This window comes from Ferrovum sp., assembly GCF_027317285.1.
Taxonomy (GTDB): Bacteria; Pseudomonadota; Gammaproteobacteria; order Burkholderiales; family Ferrovaceae; genus Ferrovum.
On record NZ_DAHVHV010000025.1, the window covers coordinates 15,016 to 32,488 of the forward strand.

Annotated in this window: 16 protein-coding genes, 2 tRNA genes and 1 pseudogene; 9 read left to right on the forward strand and 10 right to left on the reverse strand. The window is 57.8% G+C overall.

The features are described from left to right. Positions 1 to 8 precede the first annotated feature (8 nt). Genes M6F29_RS06955 through M6F29_RS06980 form a run of 6 tightly spaced genes read left to right on the forward strand, consistent with a single transcriptional unit; the run spans position 9 to position 5,164 of the window. A complete protein-coding gene (locus M6F29_RS06955) occupies positions 9 to 1,178 on the forward strand; it encodes a malate--CoA ligase subunit beta (protein ID WP_298158156.1) in 1,170 nt (389 codons plus the stop codon). Between the two features lie 24 nt (positions 1,179 to 1,202). Next, positions 1,203 to 2,090, forward strand: a complete 888-nt coding sequence (sucD, locus tag M6F29_RS06960; protein ID WP_297477123.1) for a succinate--CoA ligase subunit alpha — start codon at positions 1,203 to 1,205, stop codon at positions 2,088 to 2,090. Positions 2,091 to 2,105: 15 nt separating this feature from the next. Further along, on the forward strand, positions 2,106 to 3,083 hold the full coding sequence (locus M6F29_RS06965) for an HpcH/HpaI aldolase/citrate lyase family protein (RefSeq protein WP_297455889.1): 978 nt from the start codon (positions 2,106 to 2,108) through the stop codon (positions 3,081 to 3,083). A gap of 14 nt (positions 3,084 to 3,097) precedes the next feature. After that, positions 3,098 to 4,327: a bifunctional phosphopantothenoylcysteine decarboxylase/phosphopantothenate--cysteine ligase CoaBC gene (gene coaBC, locus M6F29_RS06970; RefSeq protein WP_298158158.1), complete on the forward strand. Its 1,230-nt coding sequence runs from the start codon at positions 3,098 to 3,100 to the stop codon at positions 4,325 to 4,327. A 16-nt stretch (positions 4,328 to 4,343) separates the two neighbouring features. Next, positions 4,344 to 4,793, forward strand: a complete 450-nt coding sequence (dut, locus tag M6F29_RS06975) for a dUTP diphosphatase (RefSeq protein WP_297455902.1) — start codon at positions 4,344 to 4,346, stop codon at positions 4,791 to 4,793. A 2-nt stretch (positions 4,794 to 4,795) separates the two neighbouring features. Continuing rightward, on the forward strand, positions 4,796 to 5,164 hold the full coding sequence (locus M6F29_RS06980) for a sirohydrochlorin chelatase (protein WP_298158160.1): 369 nt from the start codon (positions 4,796 to 4,798) through the stop codon (positions 5,162 to 5,164). 25 nt (positions 5,165 to 5,189) lie between these two features. Here the strand turns inward: M6F29_RS06980 and M6F29_RS06985 are convergent, their stop codons facing one another. From M6F29_RS06985 to M6F29_RS06995, 3 genes are read right to left on the reverse strand one after another with little or no spacing between them, the layout of a single operon-like run. Next, entirely contained in the window at positions 5,190 to 5,558 is a 369-nt protein-coding gene (locus M6F29_RS06985) for a response regulator (protein ID WP_298158162.1), read from the reverse strand. Beyond that, complete coding sequence (locus tag M6F29_RS06990) at positions 5,558 to 9,049, reverse strand: ATP-binding protein (protein WP_298158164.1); 3,492 nt, start codon at positions 9,047 to 9,049, stop codon at positions 5,558 to 5,560. The genes M6F29_RS06985 and M6F29_RS06990 overlap by 1 nt, the downstream gene beginning before the upstream one ends. Then, positions 9,042 to 9,662, reverse strand: coding sequence for a response regulator (locus tag M6F29_RS06995; RefSeq protein ID WP_298158165.1), 621 nt, complete (start codon positions 9,660 to 9,662; stop codon positions 9,042 to 9,044). The genes M6F29_RS06990 and M6F29_RS06995 overlap by 8 nt, the downstream gene beginning before the upstream one ends. Positions 9,663 to 9,847: 185 nt before the next feature. Here M6F29_RS06995 and M6F29_RS07000 point away from each other — a divergent pair, with 185 nt between their 5' ends. Further along, the gene (locus tag M6F29_RS07000; RefSeq protein WP_298158167.1) at positions 9,848 to 11,488 is read left to right on the forward strand and encodes a methyl-accepting chemotaxis protein; all 1,641 of its coding nucleotides are present in this window, start codon (positions 9,848 to 9,850) and stop codon (positions 11,486 to 11,488) included. 20 nt (positions 11,489 to 11,508) lie between these two features. Continuing rightward, positions 11,509 to 12,600 (forward strand): HD domain-containing phosphohydrolase, encoded by a 1,092-nt coding sequence (locus M6F29_RS07005; RefSeq protein ID WP_298158169.1) that lies wholly within the window; start codon positions 11,509 to 11,511, stop codon positions 12,598 to 12,600. Between the two features lie 9 nt (positions 12,601 to 12,609). Here the strand turns inward: M6F29_RS07005 and M6F29_RS12290 are convergent. The 5 genes and pseudogenes from M6F29_RS12290 to rpmB form a co-directional block, all read right to left on the reverse strand. Then, a pseudogene (locus M6F29_RS12290) lies at positions 12,610 to 12,774 on the reverse strand (helix-turn-helix domain-containing protein); the annotation flags it as partial. 103 nt (positions 12,775 to 12,877) lie between these two features. Beyond that, positions 12,878 to 13,090 (reverse strand): type II toxin-antitoxin system HicA family toxin, encoded by a 213-nt coding sequence (locus tag M6F29_RS07010; protein WP_298158171.1) that lies wholly within the window; start codon positions 13,088 to 13,090, stop codon positions 12,878 to 12,880. A gap of 623 nt (positions 13,091 to 13,713) precedes the next feature. Further along, a tRNA-Ser gene (locus tag M6F29_RS07015) sits at positions 13,714 to 13,804 on the reverse strand. Between the two features lie 8 nt (positions 13,805 to 13,812). Then, the gene (gene rpmG / locus M6F29_RS07020; RefSeq protein ID WP_031597113.1) at positions 13,813 to 13,968 is read right to left on the reverse strand and encodes a 50S ribosomal protein L33; all 156 of its coding nucleotides are present in this window, start codon (positions 13,966 to 13,968) and stop codon (positions 13,813 to 13,815) included. 20 nt (positions 13,969 to 13,988) lie between these two features. Next, the gene (gene rpmB, locus M6F29_RS07025) at positions 13,989 to 14,225 is read right to left on the reverse strand and encodes a 50S ribosomal protein L28 (protein WP_031597116.1); all 237 of its coding nucleotides are present in this window, start codon (positions 14,223 to 14,225) and stop codon (positions 13,989 to 13,991) included. A 292-nt stretch (positions 14,226 to 14,517) separates the two neighbouring features. Between rpmB and M6F29_RS07030 the strand changes: the two genes are divergently transcribed. Next, positions 14,518 to 16,383, forward strand: coding sequence for a potassium transporter Kup (locus tag M6F29_RS07030; protein WP_298158173.1), 1,866 nt, complete (start codon positions 14,518 to 14,520; stop codon positions 16,381 to 16,383). Positions 16,384 to 16,451: 68 nt separating this feature from the next. Here M6F29_RS07030 and M6F29_RS07035 read toward each other — a convergent pair. Together M6F29_RS07035 and M6F29_RS07040 are read right to left on the reverse strand one after the other, a co-directional pair. Further along, positions 16,452 to 16,544, reverse strand: a tRNA-Ser gene (locus M6F29_RS07035). An 18-nt stretch (positions 16,545 to 16,562) separates the two neighbouring features. After that, on the reverse strand, positions 16,563 to 17,473 hold a 911-nt coding region (locus M6F29_RS07040; protein ID WP_298158175.1), incomplete at its 5' end, for an aspartate kinase.

Here is a 17,473-nt window from a genome sequence, read left to right on the forward strand (position 1 = left end):
GAGGTGACATGGATATTCATGAGTATCAGGCCAAGGAATTGTTGGCGCAGCATGGAGTTCCCATCCCGCGCGGCAAAGTGGTCTATACCCCGGAGGAAGCTGCCCAAGCCGCGACGAATCTCGGGAGCGAACTGTGGGTCGTCAAGGCACAGGTCCACGCCGGTGGACGCGGCAAGGCAGGCGGCGTTCGTCTGTGCAAGACCGTCCAGGAAGTGACCAACGTCGCTGAAATCCTCCTCGGCACCACCCTCGTCACCCATCAAACCGGCCCTGAAGGCAAGATCGTGCAACGCCTCTACATCGAGGCGGCCGAACCCTTCGATCGGGAAATTTATCTGGGGATCGTCCTGGATCGCAAGACCCAACGCATCCGCATCATTACCTCGGCCCAGGGGGGCATGGAGATCGAGGAAATCGTCAAAACCCACCCCGAGGCCGTGCTCCAGGTCGAAGTGGAACCTGCCGTCGGACTTCAGGCTTTTCAGGCACGGGAACTGGCCTTTGGTCTGGGTGGATTGACCCTCAAGCAGGTCCAGCAATTTGTTACCATCACCCTGGGCGCCTATCGGGCCTTCCGCGACCTGGATGCTTCCATGATGGAAATCAATCCGCTGGCGGTGACCAGGGCAGGTCATCTGCTTGCGCTGGATGGCAAGATGTCCTTCGATGACAATGCCCTCTTCCGTCATCCCGAACTGCACGAAATGCACGATCCCGCCCAGGAAGACCCCCGCGAAGCCCAGGCACACCTGCACGGGCTGAACTATGTGGGCCTGAGCGGCGATATCGGCTGTATCATCAACGGCGCCGGGCTGGCCATGGCCACCATGGACATGATCAAGTATGCCGGGGGCGAGCCCGCCAATTTTCTGGACGTCGGTGGCGGCGCATCCCCGGAACGCGTGGCCGAGGCATTCCGTCTGGTCCTGTCAGACGCCAACGTCAAGGCCATCCTGGTCAACATCTTTGCCGGGATCAACCGTTGTGACTGGGTCGCCCAAGGCGTCGTCCAGGCCGCCCGCAACCTGAAAGTGCCGCTTGTCGTCCGACTGGCCGGAACCAACGTGGAAGCTGGGCAAAAGATCATCCGGGAAAGCGGTCTGCCCATCATCAGCGCCGACACCCTGGCAGAGGCTGCCGAACGCGCCGTGGCTGCCGCCCATGGCAAAAACGCGTAACGCGCATTCAGGAGATACCGATTCATGAGCATTCTTATTGATGAAAACACCAAGGTCATCGTTCAGGGATTCACAGGCGACAAGGCCACTTTCCACGCGACCGAAATGATCGAGTACGGCACGAATGTGGTGGGCGGCGTCACCCCGGGCAAGGGGGGCATGAAACACCTCGATCGTCCCGTCTTCGATACCGTACGGCAAGCCGTGGAAGCTACCGGCGCCGAAGCCAGTCTCGCCTTCGTCCCCCCACCCTTTGCCGCCGATGCCCTGATGGAGGCTGCCGAGGCGGGACTGAAACTGGTCTGCATCATTACCGATGGCATCCCCACCCAGGACATGATGCGCGTCAAACGCTACCTGCTGCGCTACCCCAGGGAAACCCGAACCCTGATCGTCGGCCCCAACTGCGCCGGCATCATCAGCGCCGGGCGAGCCATGCTGGGAATCATGCCGGGACACATCTACAAGCGCGGCAATGTGGGCATCGTCTCCCGCTCCGGCACGCTGGGCTATGAAGCCGCCGCCCAGATGACCGCCCTGGGCATCGGCGTTTCCACCAGTGTCGGAATCGGTGGCGACCCCATCAACGGCAGTTCCTTCCTCGACCACATGGCGCTTTTCGAACAGGATCCAGACACCCATGCCGTGGTCATGATCGGCGAGATCGGTGGCCCCCAGGAAGCCGAAGCCGCCCAGTGGGTCAAGGAAAACATGAGCAAGCCCGTGGTCGGGTATGTCGCCGGACTGACCGCCCCCAAGGGCCGCCGCATGGGTCATGCCGGGGCCATCATCTCCGCTGAGGGAGATACGGCTGGCGAGAAGGCCGAGATCATGAAATCCTACGGCCTGTTCGTTGCGCCCAGTGCCTCCGAGTTGGGCAGCACCGTCGCTCAAGCCATCGCCACCCTTTAACTGGAGTTTCCATTCATGAGTTTTACCCAGATTACCCCTGCCACTGCCCGGCTGCATCGTTCCGAACTGGCTGTGCCGGGATCCAACGTCAGTCTTTTTGAAAAAGCCGCCCGTTCCAAAGCCGACATCGTTTTCCTGGACCTGGAAGATGCCGTTGCGCCGGACGACAAGGCCACGGCACGCAAGAACATCATCCAGGCCCTGAACGACATCGATTGGGGGCACAAGACCCTGATGATCCGCATGAACGGACTGGATACGCATTACGCCTACCGCGATGTGGTGGACGTGGTGGAGGCCTGCCCTCGTCTGGACATGATCCTGATTCCCAAGGTGGGGGTTCCCCAGGATCTGTACGCCATGGATATGCTCGTCACCCAGATCGAGAATGCCATGGGACGGACCAAACGCATCGGCTTCGAAGCCCTGATCGAAACCGCGTTGGGTCTGGCCAACGTGGAGGCCATTGCCCAGGCCAGCCCACGTCTGGAAGCCATGAGTTTCGGGGTTGCCGACTATGCCGCATCGACCCGCGCCCGAACCACCATTATCGGGGGCGTGCACAAGGACTCCGGGGTACTCACGGACAAGGATGAAAACGGTCACCGCGACTATTTCTGGACGGACCCCTGGCATGCGGCCCAAACCCGCATGCTGGTCGCCTGTCGGGCTTACGGTCTGCGCCCCGTGGATGGCCCGTTTGGCGATTTCAGCGACCCCGATGGCTTCATCGCTGCAGCCAATCGGGTGGCCGTGTTGGGTTACGAAGGGAAATGGGCCATCCATCCTTCCCAGATCGACCTGTGCAACCAGGTCTTCACGCCCAGTGATGCCGAAGTCCTCAAGGCCAAACGCATTGTGGAAGCCATGGAACAAGCCGCGCGCGAAGGGCGCGGTGCCGTTTCGCTGGATGGGCGCCTGATCGACATCGCCAGTATCCGGATGGCCGAAAGCCTGCTCAGCAAGGCGCGGACCATGGGTCTGGACGCCTGAGGGGGATTTCCCGGATGGCCGAATCGGCCCTTCCCTTCACCCCCCCCCTCCAGCGCTGGATTCTGGGGGTCACGGGGGGGGTGGCTGCTTACAAGGCAGCCGAACTCACCCGCCTGATGGTCAAGGCAGGCCTCGAGGTTCAGGTCGTCATGACCGAGGCAGCCACACGTTTCGTCACTCCCCTTACGTTCCAGGCACTTTCCGCCCGCCCTGTGGCGACGCACCTGTGGGATCCCCTGCGTGAAGGAGGCATGGATCACATCGATCTGGTCCGTCGTGCCGATGCCATCCTGATCGCGCCCGCCAGTGCAGACTGTCTGGCCCACATCGCCACGGGATTGGCGGACGACCTGCTCACCACCCTCGTCGCCGCGCGGACCATTCCTCTCTTCGTCGCCCCCGCCATGAATCAGGCCATGTGGCAAAACCCTGCAAATCAGCGCAATGTGGCGCTGTTGAAGGAAGATGGCGTGGTATTTCTGGGCCCCGCCAGGGGATCCCAGGCCTGTGGAGAATCGGGCCTGGGACGCCTTCTGGAGCCCAACGAGATCATGGCGCATCTGTCGCCCCATTTCAGCAGTCACCCGCTGCCCTGTCTGCAGGGAAAAAAGGTCTTGCTGACCGCCGGTCCCACCGTGGAAGCCATCGATCCCGTTCGCATCCTGTCCAATATCAGTTCCGGAAAGATGGGATACGCCCTGGCAGAAGCCGCCCTCGCCAGCGGCGCCGAAGTCGTCCTGGTCAGCGGCCCCACTGCCCTGGTGGCCCCCGCCGGTTGTCGCCTCATTCCGGTGCGCAGCGCTGCCCAGATGCGCGATGCCGTTTTATCCGAAATTTCCCATACGGACCTGTTCTTCGCCGTTGCCGCCGTGGCGGACTATACGCCGGCTTCTCCCAGCGGTCACAAGATCAAGAAAGGCGGAGGGCCCCTGACCTTGACCCTGGTCCCCACCTCCGACATCCTCGCCACCGTGGCTTCCTTGCCAAACCCTCCCTTTTGCGTGGGATTTGCGGCCGAAAGCCAGAATCTCGAGGAATACGCCAAACACAAGCGTCTCGCCAAAAAGATCCCCCTGATCGTGGGTAATCTGGCCCAGCGAGCGCTGGGCCAGGACGATAACGAGGTCATTCTGTTTGACGACCACGGACGTCACCCGCTTCCGCCTGCCTCCAAACCGGAATTGGCCCGGCAAATCCTGAGTCATGCAGTGGCCCTGATGGCTCACCGTGAAAGTTCTTCCTGATCTTACCGAGGCTCTCATGATTCCCCTGCAGGTAAAAATTCTCGATCCACGTCTGAGAGACAATCTTCCCACCTATGGAACGGCGGGCGCAGCAGGCCTCGACCTGCGTGCCTGTCTGGAAGAACCCTTGAGTCTCTATCCGGGGCAAACCGAACTGATTCCCTCCGGCCTGGCCATCCACATTGGCGACCCGAACTTCGCGGCCATGATCCTGCCCCGTTCCGGGTTGGGCCACAAACACGGAATCGTCCTGGGCAATCTGGTGGGTCTGATCGATTCCGATTACCAGGGTCAGGTATTGGTCTCTCTCTGGAATCGTGGGCATGAAGTCTTCGAAATCAAACCCATGGAACGCATGGCCCAACTGGTGGTGGTCCCTGTGGTTCAGGCGCGTCTCGAAGTGGTCGAATATTTTTCCCTGAGCGACCGGGGGGAAGGGGGTTTCGGCAGTACCGGGAGGCATTGAGCATGCCCCACCAGGGCATCCTGCTTTTTGCCCACGGTGCCCGTGATCCGCTCTGGGCCAGACCCTTCCTCGACATTCTGGATAAAGTCCGCTCCCTTCGCCCGACCCAGCACGTCGATCTGTGTTTTCTTGAACTGATGCACCCTTCCCTGGACCAGGCTGTCCAGGCGCAAATCCGCCTGGGGGTCACCGATCTGACCATCGTCCCCCTGTTCATGGCGCAGGGTGGGCATTTGCGCCAGGACCTTCCCACCCTGATCGAAACCCTGCACCGTCAGCATCCTGCGCTGCAAATCCGGGTTACCCCCGCCCTGGGAGATTCCCCCGAGTTGCTCGAAGCCATCGCCCAGTGGGTCGTCGCCCGAGTGTGATCACAAAACCTCGCATCGAGGCCTTTCACCCCTTCGGGAGGAACCCGGCCACCGTGCGGGCAAACGATTTCACATCGATGGGTTTGTCGATATAGCCATCGAAGCCGCTGGCCAGGAGCAACTCACGTTCCCCCTTCATTGCACTGGCCGTCAACGCAACAACGGGAATATGCCGCGTCAACTCATTGGCCTTGATGTGCCTCATCGCGTGTTTGCCGTCCATCACCGGCATGCGCAGGTCCATGAGAATCAAAGCCAGGGGTTCCGATTCTGCGATCTCGATGGCATTTCTGCCATCCGAAGCGCCCACGGTCTCGTGTCCCGCCAGTTCAAGCGTGATACAGGCCAGTTGCAGGTTCAACGCATTGTCGTCAACCACCAGAATTTTGCTCATCAACCCCCCTCATCGCCGCATACGCAGCGATCACCGCCGGATTTCAAGGCAAACGCCACACGCGCATTCAGTTGCGCCACCAGATCCTCCGGGGTGAATGCACCCATCCCAAATTGTACGCATCCAAAGGAGGCGGTAAAATTACCGACCTCGCCACCGGCCAGGGGAAACTTGTGGATGCGAATCCGCAATCGCAACTTCTCGGCCACCCGTTCGGCCACAGTTTGCGTGGTGCCTGTCAAAATCAGCATGAAGGACGCCTCGCTGGAGCGAACCAGTACATCCCCTTCGCGGGTGACCGAATTCACCAACTCGACGATCTCCCTGAGCGCGGCCACCCCCCAGTGCTGACCGTATTTTTTCACATAGGCGTCATAAGCCTCCATCTGCCAACCCACCAGTGAAAAGGTCTGACCGTATCGTTCGGCACGATTGCACTCCTGCGTCAAACGCAGTTGCCGGTAACGCAGATTATAGCAGCGCAACACGCTGTCCATCAGCCGTGCCTGCACCGGATACAACAATTCCATGGAGCGCAGTTCCCGCAACAGATCGGCGCGACCGGTGGTCCCTTTGGTCAGTACCTTTTCCACTTCCTGACCAAGCCGCATGACCTCTTCACGCGTCAAGTCCTTGGCCGAGAAGATGACGACCGGAATATCACAGGCGGTGGGATGGCGTTTCAATTCCTCGACCACCTTGAATCCGCTGAGCCCCGGCATCATCAAGTCCAGGATGATCAGATCCGGATCGTGTTCAATGGCCGCCTGGATGCCATCGCGTCCATTGGCAGCCAGCAGGAGGCGATAACCCTGGCCCCGGAGACATTCCCTGATGTATTCGCGCACACTGGCCTCATCGTCGATCACGAGCACCGTCATGCCCGGCGCATGCGGGCTTTGGCGACCGTGACGGGTAATCAGGTTCACCAGGTCATTTTTGGTCACCTGCTTGTCCATGGTGTCGACGGTCCCGAGCGAAAAACTGGGCGACTCGGCATCGCCGCCAAGCAACACGAGCGGAATGTGCCGGGTGGCCTTGCGTGAGCGCAGCAGATGCAACTGGCGATAAATGTCCACGGGGTCATCCGGTATGCCGACGATGATCAGGAAGGGACATTTTTCTTCCGCCAGAGGTTCGACATGCACCAGATCGGTCATTTCACCCAGGTATCCTTCCTCCCGCAGCAAGGAAGACACGGCGGCGGCGCGGGCCTTGTCATCATCGACGATCAGAATGACCGGCAACTCCGCCAACCCGGGAAGGTCTTCCTCGACCACTTCCATGAGCGCCCGGATTTCGGCATTTTCAGCCGGCCTCCCCTCTATGGGGACCATCATCACCTCACCTTCAGCCGCCACCATCCGCACCGGCAGCGTAAAGACGAACAGGCTGCCCTTGCCTGGCCTGCTCTCGACCCGGATGGAACCGCCCTGCATCTCCAGCAGGCGACGCACCAACGTCAACCCAAGTCCCGTGCCACCGAACTCGCGCGTCAATCCCCCCTCGACCTGGACAAAGGGCTGAAAAATGCGCTCGACGTCTGCAGGTTCGATGCCAATCCCGCTGTCCCGCACCCAACCCTCGAACAGGGCATGGGCATCGTCGCCCTTGATGGAAAAGCCTGCCTCGATGCGCCCTCCATCGGGCGTGAACTTGATCGCGTTTCCGATCAGGTTGACCCACACCTGTTGCAATTTACCGGCATCGAGATAGGCGGTGCGATCCTCTTCGGGCAAGACGAGATTGACTTCCAGCCGCTTCTTGTCCAGTAGCGGCCTGAGATGATTGATCATGAATTTGAGGACAGTACCCGGAATCGTGGGCTCCTGATAGATATCCAGCATGCCCGCCTCGATCTTGGACAGGTCCAGCAGGCTGTTGATCAACTCCAGCAACCGCTTGCCGCTGACATTGATATATTCGACATATTCCTTCTGTTTGGCTGGCAGTTCCTTTGCCTTCACGAGGAGCAGGTCGGAAAAGCCGATAATCGCATTCAGGGGCGTGCGCAACTCATGGCTGGTGTTGGCCAGGAACTGGTTTTTTGCCTCGCTGGCATGGCGCAACTCGTCATTCATCAGTTCCAGTTCGATTTCATGGCTGCGCAGCAGACGATTGGCGCTGTTGAGTTCGCTGGTGCGCATGGCCACACGATTTTCCAGTTCGGCATTGGCCTCTTGCAGACGCTCGAACTGTTGCGCGTTGGACAAGGCCACGGCGCAACTGGACGCCAGCATTCGCACTGCCGATTCGTCGCTGTCGGAAAATGCCCCTCCCCCCTTCTTGTCCGTCAGATACAATGCCCCGATCATCTGGCCGGCAAACTCGATCGGAACGCCAAGGAATGTGGTCATGTGTGGATGACCTTCCGGGAAGCCGATGGATTTCAGATGGCTGGCGATATTTTCCACGCGCACCACCTGACGCTCGTTCCACAGGAGCCCGAGCAAACCCAGCCCCTGGGGCGGATGAACTTTGAGTTTCTCCAGTTGGGCACCGTCCATCCCCAGGGGAACGAACTGCTTCTCGCCATCCTTCAGGTAGGACAGCATGGCATAACGTGCATCCGTCAATTGCATCGCCAGTTCACCGATCTTCCTGAGCACCACTTCGTCGACCAGTTCGCGGGAAAGACCGATGATGGCTTCGTAAACGGTTGCCTGCTGAATCGCCTGCTGCTGCAGGTGGCTCACCAGTTCGTTGAACATGTTTGCGAGACTGCCCAGTTCATCGGTGCGATCCAGCGTCACGCGGTAGGAGTGGTCCCCCTCCAGTTCGATCTTTTTCGCACCGGCCTGCAGCAGGCCGATAGGCCGGATCACTTCGCGGTTCAACAGCCACATCAATAATGCGCCCATCAGCAGAATGATCGCGGCAACCGACCAGAGGATTTTGCTGCGCTGACCGGCAATGGCCTTGGTCAGAACGCTGGTCGGCACGGACAGTTTGAGTACGCCACGCACGGGATTCGCGGGAGCCCCGTCATAGCCGTGGCATTGCAGGCAGGCATCCTCGAGACGGACAGGCAGCAGCAAGGTCAGACGACCGTTTTCGACGATCCTGGTCTCGGTCCCGGCAGCAGCGGTGGCAAACGGTTGCCCGAGAGATGGTGACAGGGTTTCCGGTCTGGCCGCCCGATCATGGTGTGCAAAGCGTTTCCGGCCCAGCCAGGCGTTGACCCGGTCGATGGTGGCGTCGTCCACAAACGCCTCGGTACCGTCGCGCCGGTAGATGCGCACATCATCGAAGTCGGTCGTCTGCCTGACACGTTTCAACCAGTCATGCGCAATCGGCCCTTCGCCGGCCAGCATGATGGATTTCAGACTGGCTTCCAGCGCCAGTGCCGACTGTTCGGTGGATTGCTCCGCCTGCTCCGTCATGGACTGGCGCTCGCTGTGGTCGAGCCAGGTCAGTCCGCCGGCCAGCAGCAGGGCCAGAACCGCCCCCAGAGTAACGCTCAACCGCAGGCCCAACTTCGATCTAAACATGACCACCGTCCCCCTTGATGCCGTGCGCCCGTTGTTGGTCAGGAGAAGCAACTGGCGGCGAGGCCAGACAGGCGCCGACGATGTCCAGAAGCCGGCGTGCTTCCACGGGTTTGGGCAACAGGGCCGCCACCCCGGCGGATCGCGCAGCCTGCACAACCTCGAACCGGTCAAAAATCGCCGTGACCACAATGATGACCATGTCGTCGAGATCCGGATCCGCCCTGATGCGGCTCAGTACCTCCAGGCCATCGATACCGGGCATGAGAATGTCCAGCACCAGCACATCCGGTCGCCATGCGCCAATTCGCATCAGCCCCGTGTAACCGTCGTGGACGCATTGAATTTCCGAAGGGAAGTCGGCCTGTTCCAGTACCGCCCTGAGCAAGGTGCATTCGGAAGGATCGTCGTCGACGATGAGCATGCGCGCCGGGGTCGTCCTGTCCCGTCCCGGGATCGACAGACCCCTCGCCCGCATGAATGCGTAAAGATCGTCTTTCGAAATGCGCCAGTGACCGCCGGGGGTGCAAACCCCCCGCAAATCGCCGCTGTTTATCCAGCGCTTGACCGTATTCAGACCCACGCCAAGCATGCGCGCTGCTTCTCCAGTTGTCATATACCTGATCCGTTTTCATAACAAGTTACAACTCGCCAACAGGCCATGCCGTACAATTTCCCCGGCCCTGCCTTTGGCCCTGATCTGCGGGTAGTATAACGGATAGTATGGACGGTATGGACATTTTGGATAGATCGTGGGTAAAATCCCCCTTACCCAATCCGACTACTCGAGTGACGTGCGACATGAATAAAACATCAAACGGTTTCATGAAACACGGCCCAGCGAAGCACGCCATCGCATTCAAGATCCAGTTGTCCGTCCAGTCCCTCCTGCTGCTGGTCAGCATTGCCGCCGCCGCATCTTTCTATGGGTTCGAGAAGAATTCCATGCGCCAGGACGAACAAAGCAAGATCGAGGTATTGGCCGATGGCGTGATCAACGGAGCCAACATGCTCATGATCAACGGGATCATCAGCGATGTAGAACAGAGGAAACTCTTCATCCGGAAGATGGGTTCAAGCGAGAATGTCAAATCCCTGCGACTGATCAGGAACAAACTGGTGCAGACACAGTACGGCATGGGACTACCGGAAGAGCAGCCCGTCGGAGACGAGGAAAGGCAGTCCCTGGACGATGGCAAGAAGCGCTTCAGGATCAGCGGCAATCTGCTGCACGGGATCGTCCCCTACACCGAGAGCCACAATTTCAGGGGAACCGACTGCCTGTTGTGCCATGTGGTGCCAGTGGGCTATCACAATGGCGCCTCGGTCATCGACCTGGACATCTCGGCCGATCAGGCCAAACTGGATCGGCTTGTCTGGATCTCGGCGATCGTCGTGATCGTCATTCAGATTCTCCTGTGGTTTCTGATCCGTTTCATTCTGACCAGGTTCGTATCGGTCCCCGCCAGCAGGATGCAGACAACGATCCAGGAGATCGCAAGGACTGGCGATTTCACGATGCGCGTGGACGTGCATTCCGAAGACGAGATCGGGCAAACCAGTCGCGCGTTCAATGGTCTCATGGAAACCCTGCAGCAATCGTTCCGCCAGATCCATGACGGGATCGAGAAACTGGCCGAATCGTCCCATGCGCTTTCAGTCTCGTCGCATCAGGTTGCAACCGGCTCCGCGCATCAAAGCGAAGCCACCACCGCAATGGCGGCAACCGTGGAGCAGATCGTGGTCAGCATCAGCCACATTTCCGAGGGGAGCCAGGAGGCAATGAGGCTTTCACGGCACTCCGGCGAACTTTCCGAACAGGGAAGCAAGGTCATTCACCGCGCTTCGGAAGAAATGAAACGGATTGCCGATGTTGCGAAAGAAACTTCGCAGTCCATAGAAAATCTCGGGAAACAATCGGCCAAGATTTCCTCCATCGTCGAGGTCATCAAGGAAATCGCGGACCAGACCAACCTGCTCGCTCTGAATGCCGCCATCGAGGCAGCACGCGCCGGAGAACTGGGGAGAGGTTTTGCCGTGGTGGCGGATGAAGTCCGCAAACTGTCTGAAAGAACTGGTATGGCAACGGCCGAAGTGGCGCAGACGATCGACACCATACAGCAGGCTTCCCGAATGTCCGTGGACAGCATGACCGCCATGGTCAACCAGGTCCATGAAGGCGTGGAATTGGCCGATCAGGCAGGCGAAGCCATCAATCAGATCAGGCTGGGATCCGGGCAGGCGGCCAATACGGTCGGGGAAATGTCGACCGCCCTGAACGAGCAAACCGCTGCAAGCAATGACATTGCCACCCATATCGAAAAAATCTCCCAACTGACGGAGAAGAACAGCGTCGCTGCAGAAACCACGGCCGATGCCGCCAGCCACCTCGAACACCTGGCCGATGACATGCGCACCACAATCAACCGGTTCAAGATTTGAACCCGACAGAGGCGACGAAAATGGCATCCTTTGCGGGAACCCTGGCAGGTAACTCACGGAGCCGAGTACTCATCGTGGATGACGACATGCAGACACGACGCCTGCTCGATGTCCTGCTCCAAAGCGAAGGGCTTGAAACAACGCTGGCCGAAAATGGTCAGCAAGCTCTGGAAGTTGTAAAAACCTTCAAACCCCATCTGATCCTTCTGGATCTGATCATGCCTGGCATGACCGGATTCGAAGTGGTTATGAAACTCAAAGAGAATTCAGACACGCGGTCGATACCGATCATTCTGGTCAGCGCCCTGGAAGATCGGACTTCGCGTCTGCAAGGACTGAAGGCTGGAGCCGAAGAGTTCCTCACCAAGCCCATCGACCACATGGATCTTCAAATTCGCGTACGCAATCTGCTGCAACTGAAAAAATTCAACGATTTTCTGGAAAGCCATAACCAGATACTGGAAACCAAGGTTCAGGAGCGCACCAATGCGTTGCGTGAATCGTTCGTTGAATCGATATTCACCCTTATCCGCGCCGCAGAATTTCGTGATGACGAAACGGGCGATCATGTGAAGAGAATCAGTCATTACAGCCGGGAACTGGCGGAACAACTCGGAATGGACGAGGAATTCTGCGACCTCATTTTTTACGCCAGCCCCATGCACGATATCGGAAAAATCGGCATTCCCGACCACATCCTGCTGAAGGCAGGAAGCCTGGACTCCGCCGAATGGGCGATCATGAAAGGTCATACCACCATCGGTGCCCAGATTCTGGCGAACAGTTCTTCCCCTTACCTGAAGATGGGGTATGACATTGCCCTGGGTCACCACGAACGCTGGGACGGCAGCGGTTATCCCGGCGGCCTCCAGGGAGAGGAAATCCCTTTGCCAGCGCGGATCATGCAGCTCGCGGATGTCTACGATGCCCTGCGCAGCGAACGTCCGTACAAACCCGCACTCGGGCACGAAAAGGCCCTTGACATCATTCTCAATGGAGATGGGCGCACCCTGCCCGCCCATTTCGACCCGGCAGTACTGGAGGCATTCCAGCACCGGGCAGAGACCATGGAAGAGATATTTGCTGGCAGTGGTGAACACACCCCCTATTGAGACCGCGGGCGAGCCTTGCTCGGCACGGTGGAGCGTCATTCTCGATAGGGAAGACCGCTCGGCCAATGTTTCGGCGGAGATCTTCCGTCGCAGCCGAGCAAGTCTCAGTCGTTCACCAAACTCGGCAAGCAACTTCCGTTCGGAGGGAAAAATGGGTTGCTTTTTGCTTGGCATGTATCACATGATAGACCAATAAAGGCATATCCGTAAACTATGCGATCCAAGACGGACAAGGGTACGCAATGGGATGGACGCCCCCACCCGCAGCGACCTTTTGTTACAGGTCTTCTGGTGTGATACCGGTATGTTTTGCCATGCGTGCCAGCATCTTGGGTCCGATTTCCTCCCTGTCATGGAAGGCGAACACGACATCAGGCCAACCATCTCGGGCAAGTGTTCGGTGAGAACCCGATTGCCGCTTAATCGTCCAGCCAATACTGAGTAATGCCGAAAGAAGTCGCTTGGCCTTTACTGACGGCCACCTGTTCATGCCGCCGCGGGAATTGAGATGTGAATGGCAACAGGACGCGACTCCCGCGACTCCAATCGCTCGGCCATAGTCCGCAAAGCAAGGGCCTCGACCGTCGCCATTGCGTTGTCCGCAGTGATTCCGTAGGACATTACGCCGGGAAGTTGGGGTACCTCAGCCAACCACCTGCCATCATCTTCCTGTTCACACTCGATACTGAAGTCCATGACTATTGCCTCCAAAGAAAGCCCATTATCCGGCGAAGTCTAGCACAAAATCCGGCGAATTCTGGCCTCGCGTTTCAGATCGCGCCTGAATTGCCCCGTTTGCTTAATCGTCCGCATCAAGTACTGCCTGGAGTTCATCGAGGCTAACGGTCTCCAGTTTTCCCTGGCGTGATTCCCTCATCGCAGCGACAGTGGCCGCATTGGGAACCAGTGGGTCGAAAGGGTGAATTGTTTGGATCGGCTTGCCAGTTATAAAGGACAATCCCAGGACAACCAGAACGAGACAATTTGAGAACGAATGTGAAATAATAGGACAATTCTAGGACACTGCCGCCTCGCAATCGGGCGTTATCCACATGCAGAATTGATGGTGTGGATAACTTGAAATCGTCTGAAACCCAATACTGGCGGGGTTTTTGGCGGAGAGGGCGGGATTCGAACCCGCGTTAGGGTATTACCCTAAACACGCTTTCCAGGCGTGCGACTTAAACCGCTCATCCACCTCTCCGGGTGAGATTATTTGATCTTGGCTTCTTTGTAGGGGACATGCTTGCGGGCGACGGGATCAAATTTCTTGATTTCCATCTTCCCGGGCATGGTTTTCTTGTTCTTGGTGGTGGTGTAGAAATGACCGGTACCAGCGGTCGATTCCAGTTTGATCTTGTCACGCATGTAGAGAATTCTCCTTGGAATTAACCTTGCAGAGCCGTTCCACCCAACTCGGCGAGAACGACCTCGATGCCTTTCTTGTCGATCAGGCGAAGCCCCGCATTGGAAACGCGCAGACGGATCCAGCGGTTCTGACTTTCCAGCCAGAAACGACGATATTGCAGATTGGGTAGAAAACGCCGTTTGGTTTTGTTATTGGCGTGGGACACATTGTGGCCAACCATGGGTTTTTTCCCGGTGACCGCGCAGACGCGTGCCATGTTGTAACTCCCGTATTAAAGTGTATGGACAAGGTTAAACGAGGATTATCGCATGAAATATCCGGTTTCGGCAACAACCAATTCACAGCCCCGCCGGTCCCATGAAAAAATCCGTCAGGAGGCCCTCCCCTCCAACAGTTTCGGCGCAGAAGACATCTGCTGGCTGCGCCCACCTCGACCCTGCCATGGCCGCGATGCTGCTACAATCCCGGGGGACAAGGTCGGGTTGACCACCGGATTCCCGTCGTTCCAACAGCGCAGCATTTGACTGGATACTCAGGAATTGCCCATCATGAGTCGTACGCAAAGCAAACCAGGTCTCGGTGTCATGGGACTATCAGCACTGGGAATCGTTTTTGGCGATATCGGGACGAGCCCGCTGTATACCTTCAAAACCATTCTCAACATGACGGGTAACATGCCTGCACCCGACGTCATCCTCGGAATACTTTCACTGATTCTATGGACGCTCGTCATCGTCACCTCAGTGAAATACATAGGCTTTGCGATGCGAATCGACAATGACGGGGAAGGCGGGGTTCTTGCCCTGATGTCCTTGCTCGCCGTCAAGAAACACCGGAGGCCGACGATCGTTGCCATCGGATTGTTTGGGGCCGCACTGATTTATGGCGATGGAGCGATCACGCCAGCCATTTCGGTTCTTTCTGCGCTCGAGGGGTTGAACATTGCCACACCGTCTCTCGGCCCCTATGTTCTGCCCGCCGCAGTGGCGATTCTCGTCGCACTCTTCGCAATCCAGCCTCTTGGCACAGAGCGAATCGGCAAAGCATTTGGCCCGATTATGGCGGTCTGGTTTTTCTCGATCGCAATCCTTGGCCTGTGGGGAATTTCCCGACACCCGGCCGTCCTGGTTGCTCTGAACCCGATTTACGGCATTCGTTTCCTTTTCTCAAACGGGTTCACGAGTTTTCTTGTGTTGGGCGGGGTCTTCCTGTGCGTAACGGGTGCAGAGGCACTCTATGCAGACATGGGGCATTTCGGCCCCCGTCCGATCAGACTTGCCTGGTCGGCCATCGTACTCCCCAGCCTGGCGCTGAATTATGCAGGGCAAGCCGCTATCGTACTCGGCGGTGCATCCACGACCGATAATATTTTTTATCAGTTGTGTCCGGGTCCCATCCTCATCCCCTTCATCGTCCTGGCAACGATCGCAACCATCATTGCCAGCCAGTCGATCATCACGGGGGCATTCTCGATGACCCGTCAGGCAATCCAGTTGGGCTGGTTACCGCGCGTTCGGATCGCCCAGACTTCCGCGGAAGGTTACGGACAAATCTATGTCGGAATCATCAATTGGTTGCTCATGATTGCCACGGTCAGCCTGACACTATTCTTTGGAAAGTCTGACAACCTGGCTGCGGCCTATGGAATTGCTGTTTCGCTGACCATGCTCATGACCTCCGCACTTCTTTTCATTGCCATGCGCGAGATTTGGGGTTGGAGTCTGTTCGCGAGTGGCTCAGTTGCCGGTGCCTTTCTTTGCATTGATGCCAGTTTTTTCGTTGCAAACCTCACGAAGATCGCTGACGGCGGTTATGTACCGCTGCTTCTCGCCAGCCTGATCTACGGGATAATGTGGGTCTGGCACACCGGTTCGACGGCTGTCGTGCAAACCCTCAGCGAGCGGGGCATCCCGGTCAGAAAGTTCCTGGAGTCGGTCGTATCCCGTAAAATCCCCCGGGTTCCCGGCACCGCCGTTTTTCTGACCCGGACATTATCCGAAACCCCCCCGGTCATGGTTTGGCATGTCCTGCGCAATCGTGCGTTACACGAAAATCTGGTTGCTCTTACCGTCGTGTCGGAATCCGTTCCATGGATCGAAAATTCCAGCCGTCTGTCATTGACGGAAATTGAGCCCAATTTCTGGCGCGCAACAGCAAGGTATGGATTCATGGAAAGGCCGGACCTTCCTGCGGTGCTTGGGCGCGCACTCGAGCAAAGTTGCCCCGTTCAGGCAGACGATGTCGTCTACTATGTCGGGCATGAAACGATTCTTGGCAGGGAAGACGGCAGCGGTCTACCTCTCTGGCTGGTAGCGGTCTTTGCCTGGATGGAAAGAAATTCCGTCCACGTCACGGACTTCTTCAGATTACCGAGTGACGGCGTGGTCGAAATTGGACGACAGATCGCCATCTGACCCCCTATTCGCCAGTTCGTATAACCCTGGCTTGGGCAGAGGCGCATATTTCACGACCCACCACTATCTGGCGGAGAGAGAGGGATTCGAACCCTCGATGCAGTTTTTGACCGCATGCTCCCTTAGCAGGGGAGTGCCTTCGACCACTCGGCCATCTCTCCGATCTAACTCAGGCGACATTATCGCTCAATTGGGGAATTTGCGCTATCCAGGCCAAAGGCTTTATGAAGGGTTCGGACAGCCAGTTCCATGTATTTTTCGTCGATCACCACGGAAATCTTGATTTCCGAAGTGGAAATCATCTGAATATTGATGCCTTCCTCGGCCAGGGTACGGAACATCAGGCTGGCCACGCCCGCATGAGACCGCATGCCTACCCCCACGATGGAAATCTTGCAAATCTTGCAATCACCCTGAACTTCCCGGGCTCCAGTCTGGGGTTTGATGGACTGAGTCAAAATATCCAGGGTTTTCTGGTAATCGTTACGATGCACCGTGAAAGAAAAGTCCGTGGAACCGTCCACCCCCGTATTCTGGATAATCATGTCCACATCGACATGGGCTTCACCCACGGGCGATAAAATGGCATGGGCAATTCCTGGGCGATCAGGCACGCCCAGCAACGAGAGTTTGGCCTCATCGCGGTTGAACGCAATACCTGAAATAATGGGTTGTTCCATGGTTCTATTATCCTCGAAGGTAATCAAGGTGCCTTCATTGTCGTTTTCCGAAAAACTCGATAACACCCGCAACTTGACCTTGTATTTCCCGGCAAATTCCACAGAGCGGATTTGCAACACTTTCGATCCCAAACTGGCCATCTCCAGCATTTCCTCGAACGTGATGGTCGCCAGACGACGGGCCTCTGGCACGATGCGCGGATCCGTGGTGTACACCCCATCCACATCCGTATAGATTTGGCACTCATCGGCCTTGAGGGCCGCCGCGATCGCCACCCCGGTCGTATCCGACCCTCCGCGCCCCAAGGTCGTGATCTCCCCTCCTTCTGTCACACCCTGAAAGCCCGCGACCACGAGGACAGTTCCTTCAGCGATGTCCGCAAGCAAACGATCGGCCTGAATATCCAGTA